This is a genomic window from Hungatella sp. L36, from assembly GCF_014288035.1.
In genome coordinates this window covers 1-16459 of sequence record NZ_JACOPC010000015.1, presented here as the reverse complement: position 1 = coordinate 16459, position 16459 = coordinate 1, and the positions used below count along the sequence as shown (strand labels likewise).

Below are 16459 nucleotides of genomic sequence, written 5' to 3'. Positions count from 1 at the left end.
ATAAGGAGTTCGCAGAAAAAATTGGGTATTTTAACAATGTCTTTATTGGGGGACTATCAGAATACACAACTGATAGTCACCCCACATTTTAAGGCGCGTTATCCGGTACTTTTGAGTTCACAGATTTCTTGTTCGACAAGCGCCTGTCCCTTTTCAAATTCGTCCTGAAACTTGAAGTGAATCGTGATACGTTTGCCTTCATGCACGTCAATTTGCTCAATCAAATCGGTAACAAGCCGTCTATCAAGCGTTTCAATTTCCCTGTACTTCCGAAATCGCTCTATCCATTCATTTTGCAGCATTTCTTGGCTGTCAAGAGTTTGGCGTTCTTCCCGATGTGATGAAATTTGCTCCGCCAGTGTGTTCGCTTGCTTGGCATAGCCGGATTTCAGTGAAACATAATCAGCCTCGGACAGCAAGCCCTTTTTCAAATCCGTGTACAGACCCAGCTTGATTTGTTCAATGCCATTTTCCAGTATTGTGGTGATGCTTTGTGCGCTCCAAAGCCAAACCATTCGCTTTGTATACTCGCGGGGGCGTTCTCTTGCATCCTGCATAAACCGCTGTGTTGCGGGGGCTGGAACACCCGGACCATTCAGCTTTTGGCGATAGGCGTCTTGCCAAGCCCCTCTTTGTACCATCTGAAAATATCCCCGATCGTATCGGCGGTTTCGGTGTCTACAATAAGCCTGGTTTTGTCCTTTGTTTTTTAGGCAGCAATAGTTGTTGTAGAGGTTAAAGCCCAAACGGACAAGAGATCGTCCGCTGGAGCAAAAGTCTACGCTGCCGTTATCAAGACCGTGGCGGATGCTGTGACCTGAAAAGTCATAGATGTAGTTTCCTCCGCTTTTTTGAAATTAAAGGTGGTAAAACGACAATAGGGTGTCTGCAGAAACTTTACAAAGTTCTGATTTACTATCTGAGTGCATTTTGTTATACTGAATATAAAAAATAATCTCTGTCACTATTCTTTAGGGTGTGAGATGGGAATTAATTATATTTGACGCAATACGCCTTTGACGGATAAGGCGTACCATACGGTTACTACATAGGAGATGTATACAGTAATGAAATCAATATTGATAAAACTAGGATACAATGGGGAAGTTTATGATTATGCAACGAAGAAGACTTGCGGCATATGGTTTGCCATAATTGGGTTAGTCATAATCGTATCTTCTCTGTTGGGGTATGACCTGTGTGTCAATCCAATCATATTTGTTGTTGGCTATGGTATAGGATTTTATTTGTGTTATGGAAATAAAAAAATAATTTTTAATAGATTAGCAAGCAGCCAGCCATCTTGCTTTCAGAAAAAAATGTCAAACGTTGCGTTGGGGTCACTTGGATTGTTTTGCGCCTTGTTCGGAAGCTTTTGCTGGCTCACTCACCAAAGTATGCGAACTATATGGCTTTTTCTATTTATCGCCGCGGCATTGCATTTTTTTGTTTTCTATTTTGTGCATGGTAAAAGCGTAGTAATGTTGGGAATATTGTGTTTGGCGTACGGTGTAATTGGGTTGCTGTTTGCTAATATCCCCTTTCTGTATATTGCAATTTTGGATGGGATTACAAAAATTATTATTGGAGCAGCCATGATTTTTCAAAAACCTGGCAACAACAAAAACACTTTTTATTGTAAATTATTTTGATTGGTGATTATGCCGCCTTGCGAGCTTCCTGATACCCAATGAGCTTTACCCTGGTCTGCTCACTGGGGTAAATATCTCCATTGAATAATCGTTCCAATATACTCTGCATTTTGTACCTCTACTAAACTTATTCAGCCGCCGTAAGTCCGGCAGTTTAAGTATTTCTGTGAGTTGTGTATTTTTGTGTCTACCATGCCCAAACCAGCCTTTAGAAGCTTTTCCTTCCAGTTATCGTTTCCCTCTGCTATTCCTTATAGAAATCTTTGAAAAATTCCTCATAAGTCTCAGGCTCGGGCGTTTCGCTGCGGGCTTCCTGCAGCAGGCCGAATAGTTCCTCCCACAGTTTTTGACTCACCTCCACGTCGGAATAGTCCGTTGTTGATATATAGTAGGACTCACTGCTCCCAACATCATCATCCCAATGAAAGACTGTCTTAAATCCCGCAAAAACCCGGTTGCCGTTCCTGTCCTCTGACTCGTAGCTATACATATCCTTGCTGGCGAGGCAGGGATTGTGCCAGAATATTTGTCCGGCCCCCATGAAGTAGCCGTAACTGCTGTAGACCGACAGAAACAGATAGACCTGGTCCTGTTCCGGATCGTATTTTAATCCGTAGAGTCCCATATTCCGAACGATCAGTTCCGGCAGACCATCGCCGTCATAGTCCGTATAATAGTAGCTGGAGTCCTGTTTCAGTTCCTGTCTCAGAAACTCCTGATCACTTAGATATTCGCTTCGAAGGATATTCTGATACGTATCTTCTTCGTAATCCAGAGACCGGTACGCCCTGCAAAGCACCGGTTTCTGGTTGGTTACAGCCTTGTAAAAGGCCTCCCTGTAGATTTTATCTGCCGCCGCGTCGTACAGAGAATCGTTGATCGGGAACTGCCTGACGTGAAAATCTATCGCCCGGATCTGGTCGCTGGCTGCTTTGATAAGCGCCCTGGAATCGAGTAAATCGCCCAGATCCGGCTGGTCCTTCTTATACCAGGTGTTTTCATATTCTTCCCATTGCCCGGTATATTCCTGATCGTCCTCCTCGTGATCCTCATAGGGCCAGAAGCCGGCTTTCATGATATACATTCGTTCCATGCCGCTGTCCCATTTGAGAAGGGTATACGCGGCTCCCAGCCCATCGGAGCGCCCATAGAGATACGTATACTGGGCAGTCATAATTTCAAAGACGCCGTCGCCGTCTGCGTCCACAGGTGTGAAGAGATAGAAATAAGGATCCGCACTCAGCCAGTCCGTTTCATTGTTCTCCCTGCCTTCGTCGGTGAGATTTCCTTCCGCGTCAAAGTAGGGATTTCCTTCCGGGCCTTTGCGTGTGAAAGTGGTGTAAAACCCTGTAGAACCGTTTTGCACCGTATGGGTATATCCTTCCGACAGATGAAGGGTAAAATACGTATCGAAATAATTATCGCCATCCCACTCCGGGCTGCCGAATATTTTGGCCGGACTGCCGTCGGATATCCGATAGATGTCACTCTCATAGGCGCCAGCCCCTCCGGTGATACTGATTAAATGATGCATCAGAAGCTCGTCCTGACCGTCTCCGTCAATATCCGCCAGATACCATTCATCTCCATAGGAGCCGTCACAGAGAACCGTACAGGAGGTGCCGCCATCTCCACTGATGACAAGGACAGGAATCCCATATAATGGGCTATTGCAAAACATGGCCCGGTAACATATAAGTGTAAGCTCCGTTCCGTCTGCTGCGTGCACCTTTTCGGTCATCGCAGTTCTTATGTAAGGCACGGCAGAATGATCGTATCCCAGAGTATCCGCAGCCAGCGTCTTGAACTGATCGTAACCGGGGAGCTCTTCGGGGAATTCCTCCCGGGATGCAGAATCTTCAAGCGAAAGGGGAAGAGACAGCGACGAAACCATTTTCAGGATCAGATGAAGGTCAGGGCAGATGACGATATAGCTTTCAGAGCCAGGCCGTTTGTAATACTCGGCATCTGACGGGATGTCCCATGTAAAACCGGAGGTCTTTAAGTCCTCCCACCAGCCCGGATCGACCTGCTCCGGCAGAATTTTCTTCATGTCCTTTGTCCAGAGGGAGAGATCGTCCGCCTCCACTGTGAAGGCCGCCCTGATATCGTAATCAGAAGGACCCGGGACTCTTCCTTTGGAATTATCCTGATAAACAATGTGATAGGCTGCATCGATCATCTCAGAGGGCATTTCAAGATATCTGGAGAGGAAGGCCAGCTTCTCATCTCTGTCTTGAAAAACAGTGCTTCTCGTATCGGTGGTATAATCCTCTGGTAATTCCCCGGAACTATCTGTATTCGGGAAAATGATCCTGACCTCAGGAGCGCCTCTCGTAGTCAGCTCCATCGCGCTTTCGTGGTCCACCGCTGTGACTCTTACAGACAGGGTGGTATTGCCCGGTATCTCCATTACGGTATCCGGAAGTTCGCGAAATGTTCCCTCCTCATCTTTCACATACAGGTGCTCTATATCAAATGTGAAATGTTTTTCTGACAGGAGAAGGTCATAAGTAATCTGAAACGTGACGCTTTGGGTCTTAGAAGAAGGGTTTTTAATGGAAAAGGATGCCTGGGCAGTATTTCGATTCCCATTGTCGCTGTCCGGCCAGATCATTCCGACCGGTTTGCTGTCGAGGACAACCGGACGGATGGGTTCTTTATGATTACCTGCTTTGTAATAAAGCAGCAGTAGAATGAGCAGAAACAGCGGGAGTAAAATCAGGATTAAGCGTTTTTTACGGACAGGCGGGCATCTATCGGGGAACCTGGGTTTTCGCGTGCGATCCTGTCTTTTGTTATCCTGCTCTTGCATGTGGCAGTTCCTCAGTCTTTCTCTTTAGAATATACGTTAAATGGTGAAGTTAGAATTTATTTGATATACTGCTTTGTATACTTCTATTGTAGCATACTTTTACTTTTTTGTATCCTCCGGCGGACAGCATAAAGCCTGATGTGCGGAAATCGTGGCAAGCGTATCGCCCAGCTGTGAGAGGATAGACGCGAGAAGTGCAATTTCATCGGCACTTTTTCCTTCGGCAATGCAGCAGGCCAGACTCGATATGGAGATTACTAATTCACAGGATTGCATATGGATCACCTCCTGACAGATTATGCAGTTCAGATCAGAAATAGAATGCAGAATCAGACGGGACGGGCCTTACCGCAGAAAAAAAATAACTCCCTGTGGAAACGGATCCGTCTATTACGATCCTTTCCCGTAGGGAGTTATTTTTCAAAGATACTGGTTATTCCGCCGCCTGCACAGCGGATTCCTCAGTCGCTTTTATGGATTAAGAATTAATAATTCTCAACTTTTCTTTCAAAATAAGCCTTCGGATGTGCACATGTCGGGCATACTTCAGGAGCTTCCGGTCCTTCGTGTACGTATCCGCAGTTACGGCATTTCCAGCCAAGAGGAGCGTCGCCCTTGAAGGTCTTATCGTTCTTTAAGCTGTCAAGAAGCTTTAAGTAACGTTTCTCATGAGCAGCTTCCACTTTTCCAACAAACTCAAATTTGATGGCTAACTCTTCGAAGCCTTCTTCTCTGGCTTCCTCAGCCATTCTCTTGTACATATCGGTCCACTCGTAGTTTTCACCTTCCGCTGCGTCTGCAAGGTTTTCTTCAACGCTGCCGATGCCATGGAATTCTTTGAACCACATTTTAGCGTGCTCTTTTTCCTGATCTGCTGTCTCTAAGTATAAAGCAGCCATCTGCTCGTAGCCAGCTTTTTTCGCTACAGAAGCATAATATGTATATTTATTTCTTGCCTGAGACTCGCCTGCGAAAGCGTCCATTAAGTTCTTTTCTGTTTTTGTTCCTGCATATTTAGACATGTGATAACCCTCCTGATTATTTTTTTTCTTTGGTATCAATGAACCCGACTGTTCAATGAGTGAATTCGTTCCCGATCCGGATCTCCCGGTGGAAAACCAGGGAACGGTATAATCAAGCTATGCCGTTCCCTGAAGATGGTGAAGTGAATATTTATGAATTAGCCAAAGTATCTGTCAAGCAGACCCTTGAATGCTTTGCCATGGCGAGCTTCGTCTCTTGCCATCTCATGTACGGTATCATGAATTGCATCAAGGTTTAACTCTTTAGCACGTTTTGCTAAGTCAACTTTACCTGCAGTAGCGCCGTTCTCAGCAGCAACTCTTAATTCAAGGTTCTTCTTTGTGCTTGCAGTTACACACTCGCCAAGTAATTCAGCGAATCTGGAAGCGTGATCAGCCTCTTCGTAAGCTGCCTGCTTGTAGTACATGCCAACTTCCGGATAGCCTTCTCTGAAAGCGACTCTGGACATAGCTAAGTACATACCAACCTCAGAACATTCACCCTCGAAGTTTGCTCTTAAATCTTTGATGATATCTTCACGAACGCCCTGAGCTACTCCTAATTCATGCTCAGCTGCCCATGACATATCCTCTTCCTGTAATTTGAACTTCTCAGCTGGTACCTTACATACTGGACAAAATTCCGGAGCAGTCTCTCCTTCGTGAACATAACCGCATACTGTACAAACCCATTTCTTCATAATTCATGTCTCCTTTTCATTTTTATATATTTGTTTTTATTGAACTTGTTTTGTTGTAATCAATAACAGTAATGATTACTGATATTAATTTAGCACATCTTTCTGCTTCTGTCAATACTTATTGCAAATTTTTTTCTAAACAATTTTTGCAGGTACCGTAGAAAAAGATTGTATGGCTGTCAACATGGCCGTCCGCATATTCCTGAGCCAGTTGATTGATGTTATCCAGGGTTTTTAAAGGCAGGTCGTAGACCTGGCCGCAGTCCCTGCATACGAAATGATAGTGCGGTGAAGTGTCTGCATCAAAATGATCTGCCCCATCTCCACATGTCAGCTTCTGAATTTCCCCCAACTCCACCAGCAGGTTTAAATTGCGGTAGACAGTCCCAAGGCTGATGTTTGGATATTCTTCGCGGATTGATGTGTATAGGGCGTCGGCAGTCGGATGGTCATGCCTGGCCATCAAACAAGATTTGATGGATTCCCGCTGACGGCTATACTTCAATGTCTTCATAGCAGCTCCTTTGCATTAAAATAGTAATAATACTGATAATGGTTACTATTTAATAATACACCACCAAATGGTGATTGTCAATGCTGTGAAGGTCGAAAATACAGGTAAAAACGTAGTTTTTTCTATATTAAATCAGTTTTTATATGTTTTCCCTGGCGATCCGGATAAATTCTTCCGTAGCCTGGGACAGATAGCGGCCTTTATGGTAGCCGAAGGCCAGAATCCCGTGGGTGCGCCCTTTTGGAAGGGAATAGAAATTGAGTCCCTTTTTATTCTTTGGCAGATCGGTCATGAGCCCGGTTCCTGACATAAACATCTTGGGATAAAATGTGATTCCCATCCCTTTGCCCGCCAGAGCCAGTACGGTTTCGATATTTTCCGTTTCAAGAACAATGGAGGGCGTGATCTGTGCATCCTCAAAAATTTCGTCGGCAATGGTCCGGACGCGGTTTCCTTTGTTAATAAGAAGATATGGACAATCTTTTAACAAACGCACGTCCGCATTTTCTTCCAGCTGACTCTTAATTTCCTCCTGGTGGCCGGGGAAAAAGCTGTCCAGGATCTGATCGGGAACGATGAGAAGAATCTCTTCTTCACAGATCGTGACGGTCTCCACGTTTTCTGCTTTAAATGGAAGCAGGTCAATAATTAAGTCGATGTCTCCCCGGATCAGGGAAGTACTTAACTCCGACGAATTGCCTTCTACCAGGTGAAGCTCGATGTTCGGAAACTTTTCACGGTAGACCGGCAGGATGGCGGGAAGGAGAAAACGTCCCCGCGTGTGAGAAACCCCGATGGATATCTGACCAGTGGTAAAATCCTTAATATCGGCCAGCTGTCGGTACGTCTCATCCTTTAGTTCCAGCAGCTGTTTGGCGCGCAGCTTCAGCGCTCTTCCGGCATAGGTGAGTGTCAGCGGTGTCGTCCGGTTGAACAGCTGGACGTCAAACTCCTTTTCCAGATTGGAAATATGATTGCTTAATGACTGCTGGGATATATAGAGGCGTTTGGCTGCCCGGGTGATGTTAAGTTCCTCGGCCGCTGCCAGAAAATATTCCAGATTCAGAAAGTTTATCATAAGCACTCCTTCAGCCTGGGGATATACGGAAGCAGACGGTCCAGAGAACCGTTTACAATCAGCTCTTCCGGGAAGCCGGTCTCGCAGATGAGCTCCCAGGCAAGTTTATGATTTCCCACATCAGCCTCGATGTGGGCGTCGCTGTCAATGATGACAGATGCTTTATAGTGTTTACATAAATCCAGCATGATCCGGTAGTTTTCTTTTGCGTGGAGCCGCATGCTTGTCGAATGCAGCGAGCTGCTGTTGAGCTCCAGCAGCGTGTGGTGTTCCGCGGCGGCGGCTACGACCGTGTCGTAATCAATAGGAAACCGTCCGTCATCCGGGTGGCCGATGATTTTAACATAAGGATTTTTGATGGCCCCTAAATAGGCATTTGTATTTTCTGCAATGGTACCGCATTTGTAGCAGGGCTCGTGGATGCTAGCGATGGTGTAATCGAGACGTTCCAGTATGCCTTCCCTTAAATCAATGCGGCCGGTATAATCCAGAATGTTGAGTTCGGACCCCATCAGTATCTTTACGCCGAACAGGGTGCGCGGTATGACTTTAAAATTAATAAAATAAAATTCATGACAGGTTCCCGGCATCTTCGGTGCATGATCTGTCGAACCGAAAAGCGTGAGACCTTTCTCTGAGGCAGAGCGTGCCATCTCATAAAGTGTGTTGTATGCATGGCCGCTTGCGGTGGTATGGGTGTGTAAATCCATGATATCTTTCATAAATAACGTATGGAGGCCTGCGCCTCATCTCCTTTTTGTTATACAATTTGTGTCTGTCTAAAATGTAATCTTTCTAATTACAAATATACCATATTCTGGATAAAAGTAAACAGAATTGTCACCAAAAAAGCAGAGAAATCAAGAGGCAGCGCGCTGTATACAAGATGCCTGCCTGCTCAGCGGCAGCTCTCACGGCTTATCTTTCCCCAATCATATTAGAAAAAATAATTCATTAAGACATTTGTCCTTTTATAAAATGAATTTTATGGAGTATAATACCAATATCGAACCAATATAAATAGTGTTGCAGACAGAAGGAGAATGATACAATATGGAAAAATATCGCAGAATTTTTACCATTGTGCTGGATTCCCTGGGAATCGGAGCGATGGATAATGCGGCGGAGTATGGCGACGTGGGGACGGATACGCTGGGACATATCGATGAGCGGATGGAGAGCTTCCACATACCGAATCTTGCAAAAATGGGAATTGCAAACCTGCATCCCTTAATTCATGCAGAGCCGGCAGAGAAGCCGCTGGCCTATTACACAGAACTGAATGAAGCCAGTACCGGCAAGGACACGATGACCGGACACTGGGAGATGATGGGACTTCATATTACGAAGCCGTTTCAGACATTTACCGAGCACGGATTTCCGAAGGAACTGATTGAGGAGCTGGAAAAGCGCACGGGACATAAGATCGTGGGTAATAAATCGGCCAGCGGAACAGAGATTTTAGATGAGTATGGCGAGCATGAGATTGCGACCGGAGACATGATCGTCTACACCTCTGCCGATTCTGTGCTTCAGATCTGCGGAAACGAGGAGACCTTCGGACTTGACGAGCTGTACCGCTGTTGCGAGATCGCCAGGGAGCTGACGATGAGAGACGAGTGGAAGGTGGGCCGCGTGATTGCCAGACCGTATGTGGGCAGGAAGAAGGGCGAGTTCAAACGGACTCCTAACCGCCATGACTATGCGTTAAAGCCCTACGGACCAACCGCGCTGGATGCCTTAAAGGCAGCAGGATACGATGTGATAAGTATCGGCAAGATTAAGGATATCTTTGACGGTGAAGGAATTACGGAGGCTTATAAGTCACAGAGCAGCGTACATGGAATGGAGCAGACCATCGAAGTCATGGATAAGGATTTCCACGGCCTGTGCTTTGTAAATCTGGTGGATTTCGACGCGCTGTGGGGACACCGCCGCGACCCGATCGGTTACGGTAAAGAGATCGAGCGGTTTGATGAGAAGCTGCAGATCGTTCTGAGCAAGTTAAAAGAAGATGATTTACTGATCTTAACGGCTGATCACGGCAATGACCCGACTTATACCGGTACGGATCATACGAAAGAGAAAGTACCATTTCTGGCATACTCTCCTTCCATGAGCGGAAGCGGAAGAATCCCGTCAGAAGATACCTTCGCCGTAATCGGAGCTACCATCACAGACAATTTCGGGGTTACAATGCCGGAAGGAACGATTGGAAAATCGATACTTCAGGAATTAAAATAGAAGTGATGCGCCGAGACTTGTAACCGTCCATGAGAACAAAACTGAATAAAAGCTTTTAAATGAGCGCCGGAAATACGTGAGGAGATGTAATCTCCCGGTATTTCCGGCGCTTTTTGCGTGTTCAGACACCAGTTTCATGCAGTTTTTAAGGTTACGGTTACACATTACAAATAATTTTAAATTATTTTCAAAAAAACTTAAAATGTAACCAATTTGTAACCGATCTGGTATATACTGGTTACAGACACTGGGTAAAACTATATTTATTTGAAGAAAATGTAATAAAAATAGAGAAACAAAAGCTCTGAACAGAGGGAGAAGGAAAAATTTATGACGATAGCAAAGATGAGTATGAACCGCAACTCTTCCCGCTACTTCAAAATATCGGTAAATGGCTTTGAGAATGGCTGTATGAGCGGCATTATATATCACGCAGGCACGGCGCCGGGGATCCGGTTTGAGAATTACCTGGAGATGATGCTTCACATGAACCGGATATTCGATGAGTTGGCGAATCCGAAGAGAACGATGGATTACCGGAGATTTGGCGGAACGAAGCTTCCTGAACCTCCTGTACAGGAATATGATCAGCTGGAAGATGGAACGCTGGCCACATTTAAACTCAACGTAAAGTTCAGATACAACACGAGCTGGCAGGGAGAGATCTCCTGGCTGGAAGGGCAGGAAAAACAGGAATTTGAGAGTTTTCTGCAGATGACCTACTGGATAGAACGGGTGCTGAACGGACCGGGCGAGCGGAGGCAGTCACAAAAGACCTCAAATGTCTGTCAGATCGCCGTAGACTCCTTCGAGGGCGGTCTGCTGGCTGGAAGCGTTCAGAACGCCTTCCTCAATTATCTGGAAGATTTTACGGGGACCATAGCCCTGGCTGATGCCATGGGGCACTTTATCGGACTTGGCAGTCTGAGGGAAGACGATTCCGGAGGACAGAACGAAGACATCAGGATCATACCGGATAAGATGTGGTCTGTTTACCGGGAAGGCGGGAAAGAAGCCACCTTTCTGATAAAGATCCTGTTCCGGGAACATTCGACCTGGCAGGGCGTTATACGCTGGAGGGAAACCGGTGAAAAACAGGCCTTCCGAAGTTTCATGGAGCTGGTGCTCCTGATGACCTCCGCACTGGAGAGCAGTGACGGACGGATTTTATATGAAGACAGATATCTGCATAAAAATAGAGAGAGTGCCCTGATGGAAGGGTAAGAGAGGGGAAGCTATGAAGGGATTAAAGAAAAAGTTAAGAAGAGGTTTGGCGGGATTCCTGTCATTTGTTCTTACAATGACCTCATTTAACATGGTGTCATGGGCGGATGTGGCCGCTGCTTTTGAGAAAGAGAATGCTACATTTGTGATGAGCGGAGAGGATTTGAGAGACTCTGCGCAGGCAGCCATTGATAATGGCGATGAATTTAATTTTGAGGACCTCGGCGTGGATACATCCGACCGAAGCCTTGCAAAGGAATATCAGAGGCTGTTTGAAACAGGTTCTGTATTTGAGTTTGCACCGGCTTACGATATGGACGAAGAGGAATATGCAGACGGAGCAGAGCTTCGTATGTTTATTCGTATTAACGGCGATCCCGAAGGATATCAGATTACAGGCGATGAGGATATCATTTTCCTGTATATCAATGATTCTGATGCGAGAGTGACATTCCGTTCCAGAATTGACGGATATACGACTCAGAAGGTAACGGTAAAGGGGAATTCCACTTTACTGGATGCGGAAGCACCGACAGCACCGGTTGGCGGTGAAGGTAACGGAAACGGAGCCGGAAACGGAGCCGGAGGCGCTGGAGTTAATGGCGGAGCTGGCAGCGAAGTGCAGAATCCCGATGGCAATGCCGGCGGCGGAGACGGAGCAGTTGACGGAACCGTTCAGAACCCTGACGGAGATGCAAATATGGGCGAAGCGGCTGACGGCAATGGTACCACAAACGGCGATGTACAGAACCCGGATGGAAATGCAGGCGGAGCGATTGACGGAGAAGGCGCGGCAAACGGTGATGTTCAGAATCCAGATGCAGGCTTAGACGGAGAAAATGGAAATGCAGCAAATGACGTTCAGAATCCGGATGCTAATGTAAGTGATGGAAACGGAACAAATGACGGAACGGTTCAGAACCCGGATGCAAACGCAGATGGGGAAAATACCGACCATTCCAATACAAATACAGGAAAAGAAGAGCAGGTTCAGAAGCCGGAAGACCATACCGGAACGAACGGCGGCGTACAGAATAGTGATACGAACAAGACCGAAGACGGCGGAAAGGCCGAAGCGGGGAATTCTGAGAGTGGGTCTTCGAACAGTGGGGCGGCATCTGATGGCGGAGCTTCCAATAGTGGGGCGTCTGATGGCGGGGCTTCGAACAGTGGGGCTTCGAATAATGGAGCATCTGATAGCGGATCTTCGAACAGCGGGGCGTCTGACAGCGGCTCTTCTGACAGCGGTTCCGATCAGGGGGACTCTCTGGTATCGGCAGCGACTTTGAACCGTCATTATACTCATATTCTTACAACTGCAGTCAATGGGGATGCAGGAAGTAAGGAGAGCGACAAGGTATCTTCTGATGAAGGTAAGGAAGATAAAGTTGATGCCGCAGATAAAACCGATAAGGCTGATAACACAGATACCAGTGATAAGCATGATAGCGAAGATGTTAATAGCGATACAAATACAGAAGACGGCAGCAACGGCAGCAACGGCGGCAATGCTGATAAAGATGCTGTGGTGACTCCTGATGGAGAAGAAGGAAACAGCGCTGTTGAGGACAATAAGGCAGATGCTGTGACTCCTGACAACGGAGAAAACCAGGATCCTTCTGATGATAAGGCAGATGACCAGGGCGAAGTATCCAAACCGGACGACGGCCAGGGCGATGCTGTAATTGATGATAATTCTGATAAGGATAATGCTGATAAAGATAATGCAGACAAAAATGCTGCGGAAGATAATAAGGCAGACGATACAACAGTTGATGGAAAGGATCATGCTGCTAACGGAGAAGACGGAAAGAAGAACGATTCTCTGGTAGTGGATCCTGAAGCTGACGAAAAAGAAGAAGTATCGAAAACAGGAACCACCAGCGGCAAGACCTATGGCCAGGTAGTATTGGATGAGTCCTATTATGCAAAGGCCTATGTTACTACTTTGAATAAGCTGCATATCGACGTGTCTAAAGAAGGCTATGCCGTTACTTATACGGTTACACCAGTTGGTACGGCTGCTGTAAAGGGCGCTAAGAATGTAGAAGAAGGAAAAGATTTAACATTTACCGTAAAACCACAGGTTGGCTATGTCATTGACCATGTAACTGCAAATGGGGAAAGCCTTGAAGCAGTAGAAGATGACGAAGCTACTGCTTCTAATGCAGATACAGGCGTAAAACGGTTTGTTGTTCCGGAGATTGAGGAAGAACAGGAAATCGTTGTGGTGATGGCGGAGATTGGGGAGCATCCGGAATTTAATTTCAGCAAGACTCTGGGCGATGTAGTCGTGAGCCTTCATGCAGAAGAAGGAATTCTGCCGGCAGGAACTGTGGCGAAGGTGACGGAAGTTACGGAGAAGGTTGAGGAGGCTGTTAAGGAAAAGACGGCAAAGGAGACTGGTGAAGATACTTCTGCGAATACGGTTCTGGCTTATGATATTAAGCTGTTTGTGGAGAATGAAGCAGGCGAACTGGAGGCTCTGGATAATAGCTGGAGTGAAAATGGATATGTAGAAGTTACATTTGCAGGTAAGGCGATTGAAGAGAAGAGTGCGGAAGCTGAAAAGGTAGAGATTACTCATATTGATACCGGTGATGTTGATGTGACATCTGAAAACGTTGAAATAGTTAGGGTTGAAGAAGTCCGGGAGATTGAATCTGTAGCTGAAACGGTTAATGTAACTGGAGGTGATTCGGTTAATGCGATTTCTTTTGATGCAGAGCATTTCTCAATCTATGCATTATGTTTTTCTAATGGACTGGTGGCTACAATTATTCGAACTATGAGTACAGATGGTAAGTCTATAGGCACAAAGAATTATTATGAAGATTGGCGGAGTAAGTATACAATTTCTAACTCGAGTCGTTTGACTTCAGATATAGCAGCAAATATAATGAATAATGAAAGTGATGCATTTAAGTCTTACAGATTTGTAAAAGCTACTATTGGAAATCATTATGAAGATGGTGATTCCGTTCTTAGGGTACGTCAACAGCGGGATTCTAGTTGGGAATATAAATTAGAATATTCTCTGGAAAAATCGGGTAATAATAATTGGAAACGCTACAATGGAACAGAAGACTTATATTTTTGGTTTGAGCCAATAACAATAACGGTGACCTTTGATCCTAATGAGGATTATGGAGGCACTGGTGAACCATTTACCGTGATAGTGGGTGATGAGGGGAAAATTATAACACCTGATAATCCTTTTACAAATAAAAAAGGATATGAGTTTGTTGGTTGGCATGGTGAAAAGTCTGGCCATCATAGTGGTACAGAAATGCTTCAACAGACATTTATTGAAGGCGTACAGTATCCGCCGAATATTGATAATAAAACGAATACTATTACCAGTGATATAACACTATATGCTACGTGGCTTAATAAGAAAGGAACAGATGGCCAGGAGGCTAAATTCTTTATTAGAACAGATGGAAAAGCTCCTTTTGAACCTAATGGATATGGAGCAAGTGATTATTATCCGTCAACCACACAGACACAGTTAACTGGTACCTTAAGGAATAAAATAGAAATAAATAATAACCCTGAAATGGTTGCAGCTAATATTTTAATAGAACCTTTTGGTACAGATATAGCGGCAGCGGCCAAAAAAGCAGGAAAAAGTTTTAATCCAGATACGCAGAAAGTTCTATGGTACGTAATTAAAGATCAGGGAGATTGGCATGTCGACGGTATTGTAGTAGATAAAAATACTTATTCTGTAAGATATTGGCCAAATGGTGGTAACGAAAATGTTCCGCCTACGCAGAATTATAGCGAGGGAACCACTGTGCGTGTAAATTATAATAATATACCTACCCGCATAGGATATGAATTCTTAGGCTGGGATACAGATAAAGCATCGACATCACCTCGATATGTATCAAATGGCACAAATAATTCTTTTGTAATTAAAGATGCTAATGTTGACCTGTATGCAATCTGGAAACCAAAAGATGGTATTCCATTCACTGTAGAACATTATACACAGCAGTTAGATAAAAGTTATCCACAAAAAGCGACTGTAGTAGCAACCAAATATTCTACTACAGGAACTATTGTAAAGGATGATGATTATAAGAAAACAATGCCGGGATTTACGTATGTTTCCGGAATTGTGGATAATATTACAGAGGCAGAAGTGCAAGGTGATGGTAGTACTGTATTGAAGCTATATTATACCAGGAATACAGATACTCCTTACACAATAGAACACTATCAGCAGTCCGTTGAAAATCCTGAGGAATATAAATTAGTAGAGACTGACACAGAGACTGGTTCAGGAGTAACTGGAGAGAAGGCCGCATTTACGCCGAAAGATTACACAAACGACGGATTTGAGTATAATGCTGCTTTGACAATGCCTGAAGACAGAACAATTACAGGTGACGGAAAACTGGTTGTTAAATTGTATTATGACAGGAAAAGTTATAGTGTAAAGTATGAATATACAGGAAACGTACCAGATGGTGTTAGCTCTTTACCTCAGACAAAAACATACAGAGTCGGGGAAGATGTAACAATTGCCGCCGATGCAGCTGCCAAAGGATATAGCTTTAGCGGTTGGAAAATTAATGGTAAAGATGCTGAAATGTTTAAGATGCCTGCTCACGATATAAAGATAACGGGAAGCTTTGGCGTTAATAGTTATACAGTAACCTATAAAGTAGACAATTCCACATACGGTGCAGTAGAAACGTATCAATATGGCGAAAATGTTTCTTTAAGAGAAAAACCAGTAAAGGAAGGATATTCTTTTAAAGGCTGGAGTCGTGACAGTGGATTTACAATGCCTGCAGAGAACGTGGTAATCGAAGGGCACTTTGAGATCAACAAATATACGGTAAGATATGAAGTAGATGGAGCTCTCTACGGGGAAGAAGAATCGTATGACTTTGGCGAAATGGTTGAGATTAGAGAAGAACCGACAAAAGACGGGTATACGTTCAGCCATTGGAGTCAAAAAGAAGCATTTACGATGCCTGCAAATGATGTTGTAATTAAGGGAAATTTCAGTATTAACAGCTACAAAGTGACATATAAGGTAGATGGAGTCCAGTATGGAGATACCGAGACTCATGAGTATGGAAGCGCAGTAACGCTGAGGGCTGAACCTGAGACGGAAGGTTACACATTTAGTGGCTGGAATCGTGAAAATAACTTTACGATGCCTGCAGAGGATGTAGTAATCGAAGGAAAC

General features: G+C 44.9%; 12 protein-coding genes and 1 pseudogene. 4 read left to right on the top strand and 9 right to left on the bottom strand.

Annotated elements, in window-relative coordinates:
* Positions 1 to 98: 98 nt before the first annotated feature.
* Entirely contained in the window at positions 99 to 641 is a 543-nt protein-coding gene (locus H8S80_RS26470; RefSeq protein WP_117632995.1) for a DUF4368 domain-containing protein, read from the bottom strand.
* A 75-nt stretch (positions 642 to 716) separates the two neighbouring features.
* Positions 717 to 833 (bottom strand): annotated as a pseudogene (locus H8S80_RS35185) (DUF6075 family protein); the annotation flags it as partial.
* Between the two features lie 234 nt (positions 834 to 1067).
* Here H8S80_RS35185 and H8S80_RS26465 point away from each other — a divergent pair.
* Entirely contained in the window at positions 1068 to 1652 is a 585-nt protein-coding gene (locus tag H8S80_RS26465) for a DUF6609 family protein (RefSeq protein ID WP_117632996.1), read from the top strand.
* Positions 1653 to 1896: 244 nt separating this feature from the next.
* Here H8S80_RS26465 and H8S80_RS26460 read toward each other — a convergent pair whose 3' ends face one another.
* From H8S80_RS26460 to H8S80_RS26430, 7 genes are all read right to left on the bottom strand, one after another.
* Positions 1897 to 4467, bottom strand: coding sequence for a PSP family protein (locus tag H8S80_RS26460; RefSeq protein ID WP_117632997.1), 2571 nt, complete (start codon positions 4465 to 4467; stop codon positions 1897 to 1899).
* Positions 4468 to 4566: 99 nt separating this feature from the next.
* The gene (locus tag H8S80_RS26455; protein ID WP_002605224.1) at positions 4567 to 4743 is read right to left on the bottom strand and encodes a DUF6774 domain-containing protein; all 177 of its coding nucleotides are present in this window, start codon (positions 4741 to 4743) and stop codon (positions 4567 to 4569) included.
* Positions 4744 to 4952: 209 nt separating this feature from the next.
* Positions 4953 to 5489 (bottom strand): rubrerythrin, encoded by a 537-nt coding sequence (gene rbr, locus H8S80_RS26450; protein ID WP_002605223.1) that lies wholly within the window; start codon positions 5487 to 5489, stop codon positions 4953 to 4955.
* Positions 5490 to 5647: 158 nt separating this feature from the next.
* On the bottom strand, positions 5648 to 6190 hold the full coding sequence (locus H8S80_RS26445; RefSeq protein WP_002605222.1) for an NADH peroxidase: 543 nt from the start codon (positions 6188 to 6190) through the stop codon (positions 5648 to 5650).
* 118 nt (positions 6191 to 6308) lie between these two features.
* Positions 6309 to 6704, bottom strand: a complete 396-nt coding sequence (locus tag H8S80_RS26440; RefSeq protein ID WP_002605221.1) for a Fur family transcriptional regulator — start codon at positions 6702 to 6704, stop codon at positions 6309 to 6311.
* A gap of 139 nt (positions 6705 to 6843) precedes the next feature.
* Positions 6844 to 7782 (bottom strand): LysR family transcriptional regulator, encoded by a 939-nt coding sequence (locus tag H8S80_RS26435; protein WP_117632999.1) that lies wholly within the window; start codon positions 7780 to 7782, stop codon positions 6844 to 6846.
* Positions 7779 to 8504, bottom strand: coding sequence for a phosphatase (locus H8S80_RS26430; RefSeq protein ID WP_038259048.1), 726 nt, complete (start codon positions 8502 to 8504; stop codon positions 7779 to 7781). Before H8S80_RS26430 ends, H8S80_RS26435 begins: the two co-directional genes overlap by 4 nt.
* Before the next feature lie 331 nt (positions 8505 to 8835).
* On the opposite strand from H8S80_RS26430, the gene H8S80_RS26425 reads away from it, so the two are divergent.
* The 3 genes from H8S80_RS26425 to H8S80_RS26415 form a co-directional block, all read left to right on the top strand.
* Positions 8836 to 10026 carry a phosphopentomutase gene (locus H8S80_RS26425; RefSeq protein WP_117633000.1) on the top strand — a complete coding sequence of 397 codons (1191 nt, stop codon included), beginning with the start codon at positions 8836 to 8838 and terminating at the stop codon, positions 10024 to 10026.
* Positions 10027 to 10356: 330 nt separating this feature from the next.
* On the top strand, positions 10357 to 11250 hold the full coding sequence (locus H8S80_RS26420) for a hypothetical protein (RefSeq protein WP_029467060.1): 894 nt from the start codon (positions 10357 to 10359) through the stop codon (positions 11248 to 11250).
* A gap of 13 nt (positions 11251 to 11263) precedes the next feature.
* On the top strand, positions 11264 to 16459 hold a 5196-nt coding region (locus H8S80_RS26415), incomplete at its 3' end, for an InlB B-repeat-containing protein (RefSeq protein ID WP_187049078.1).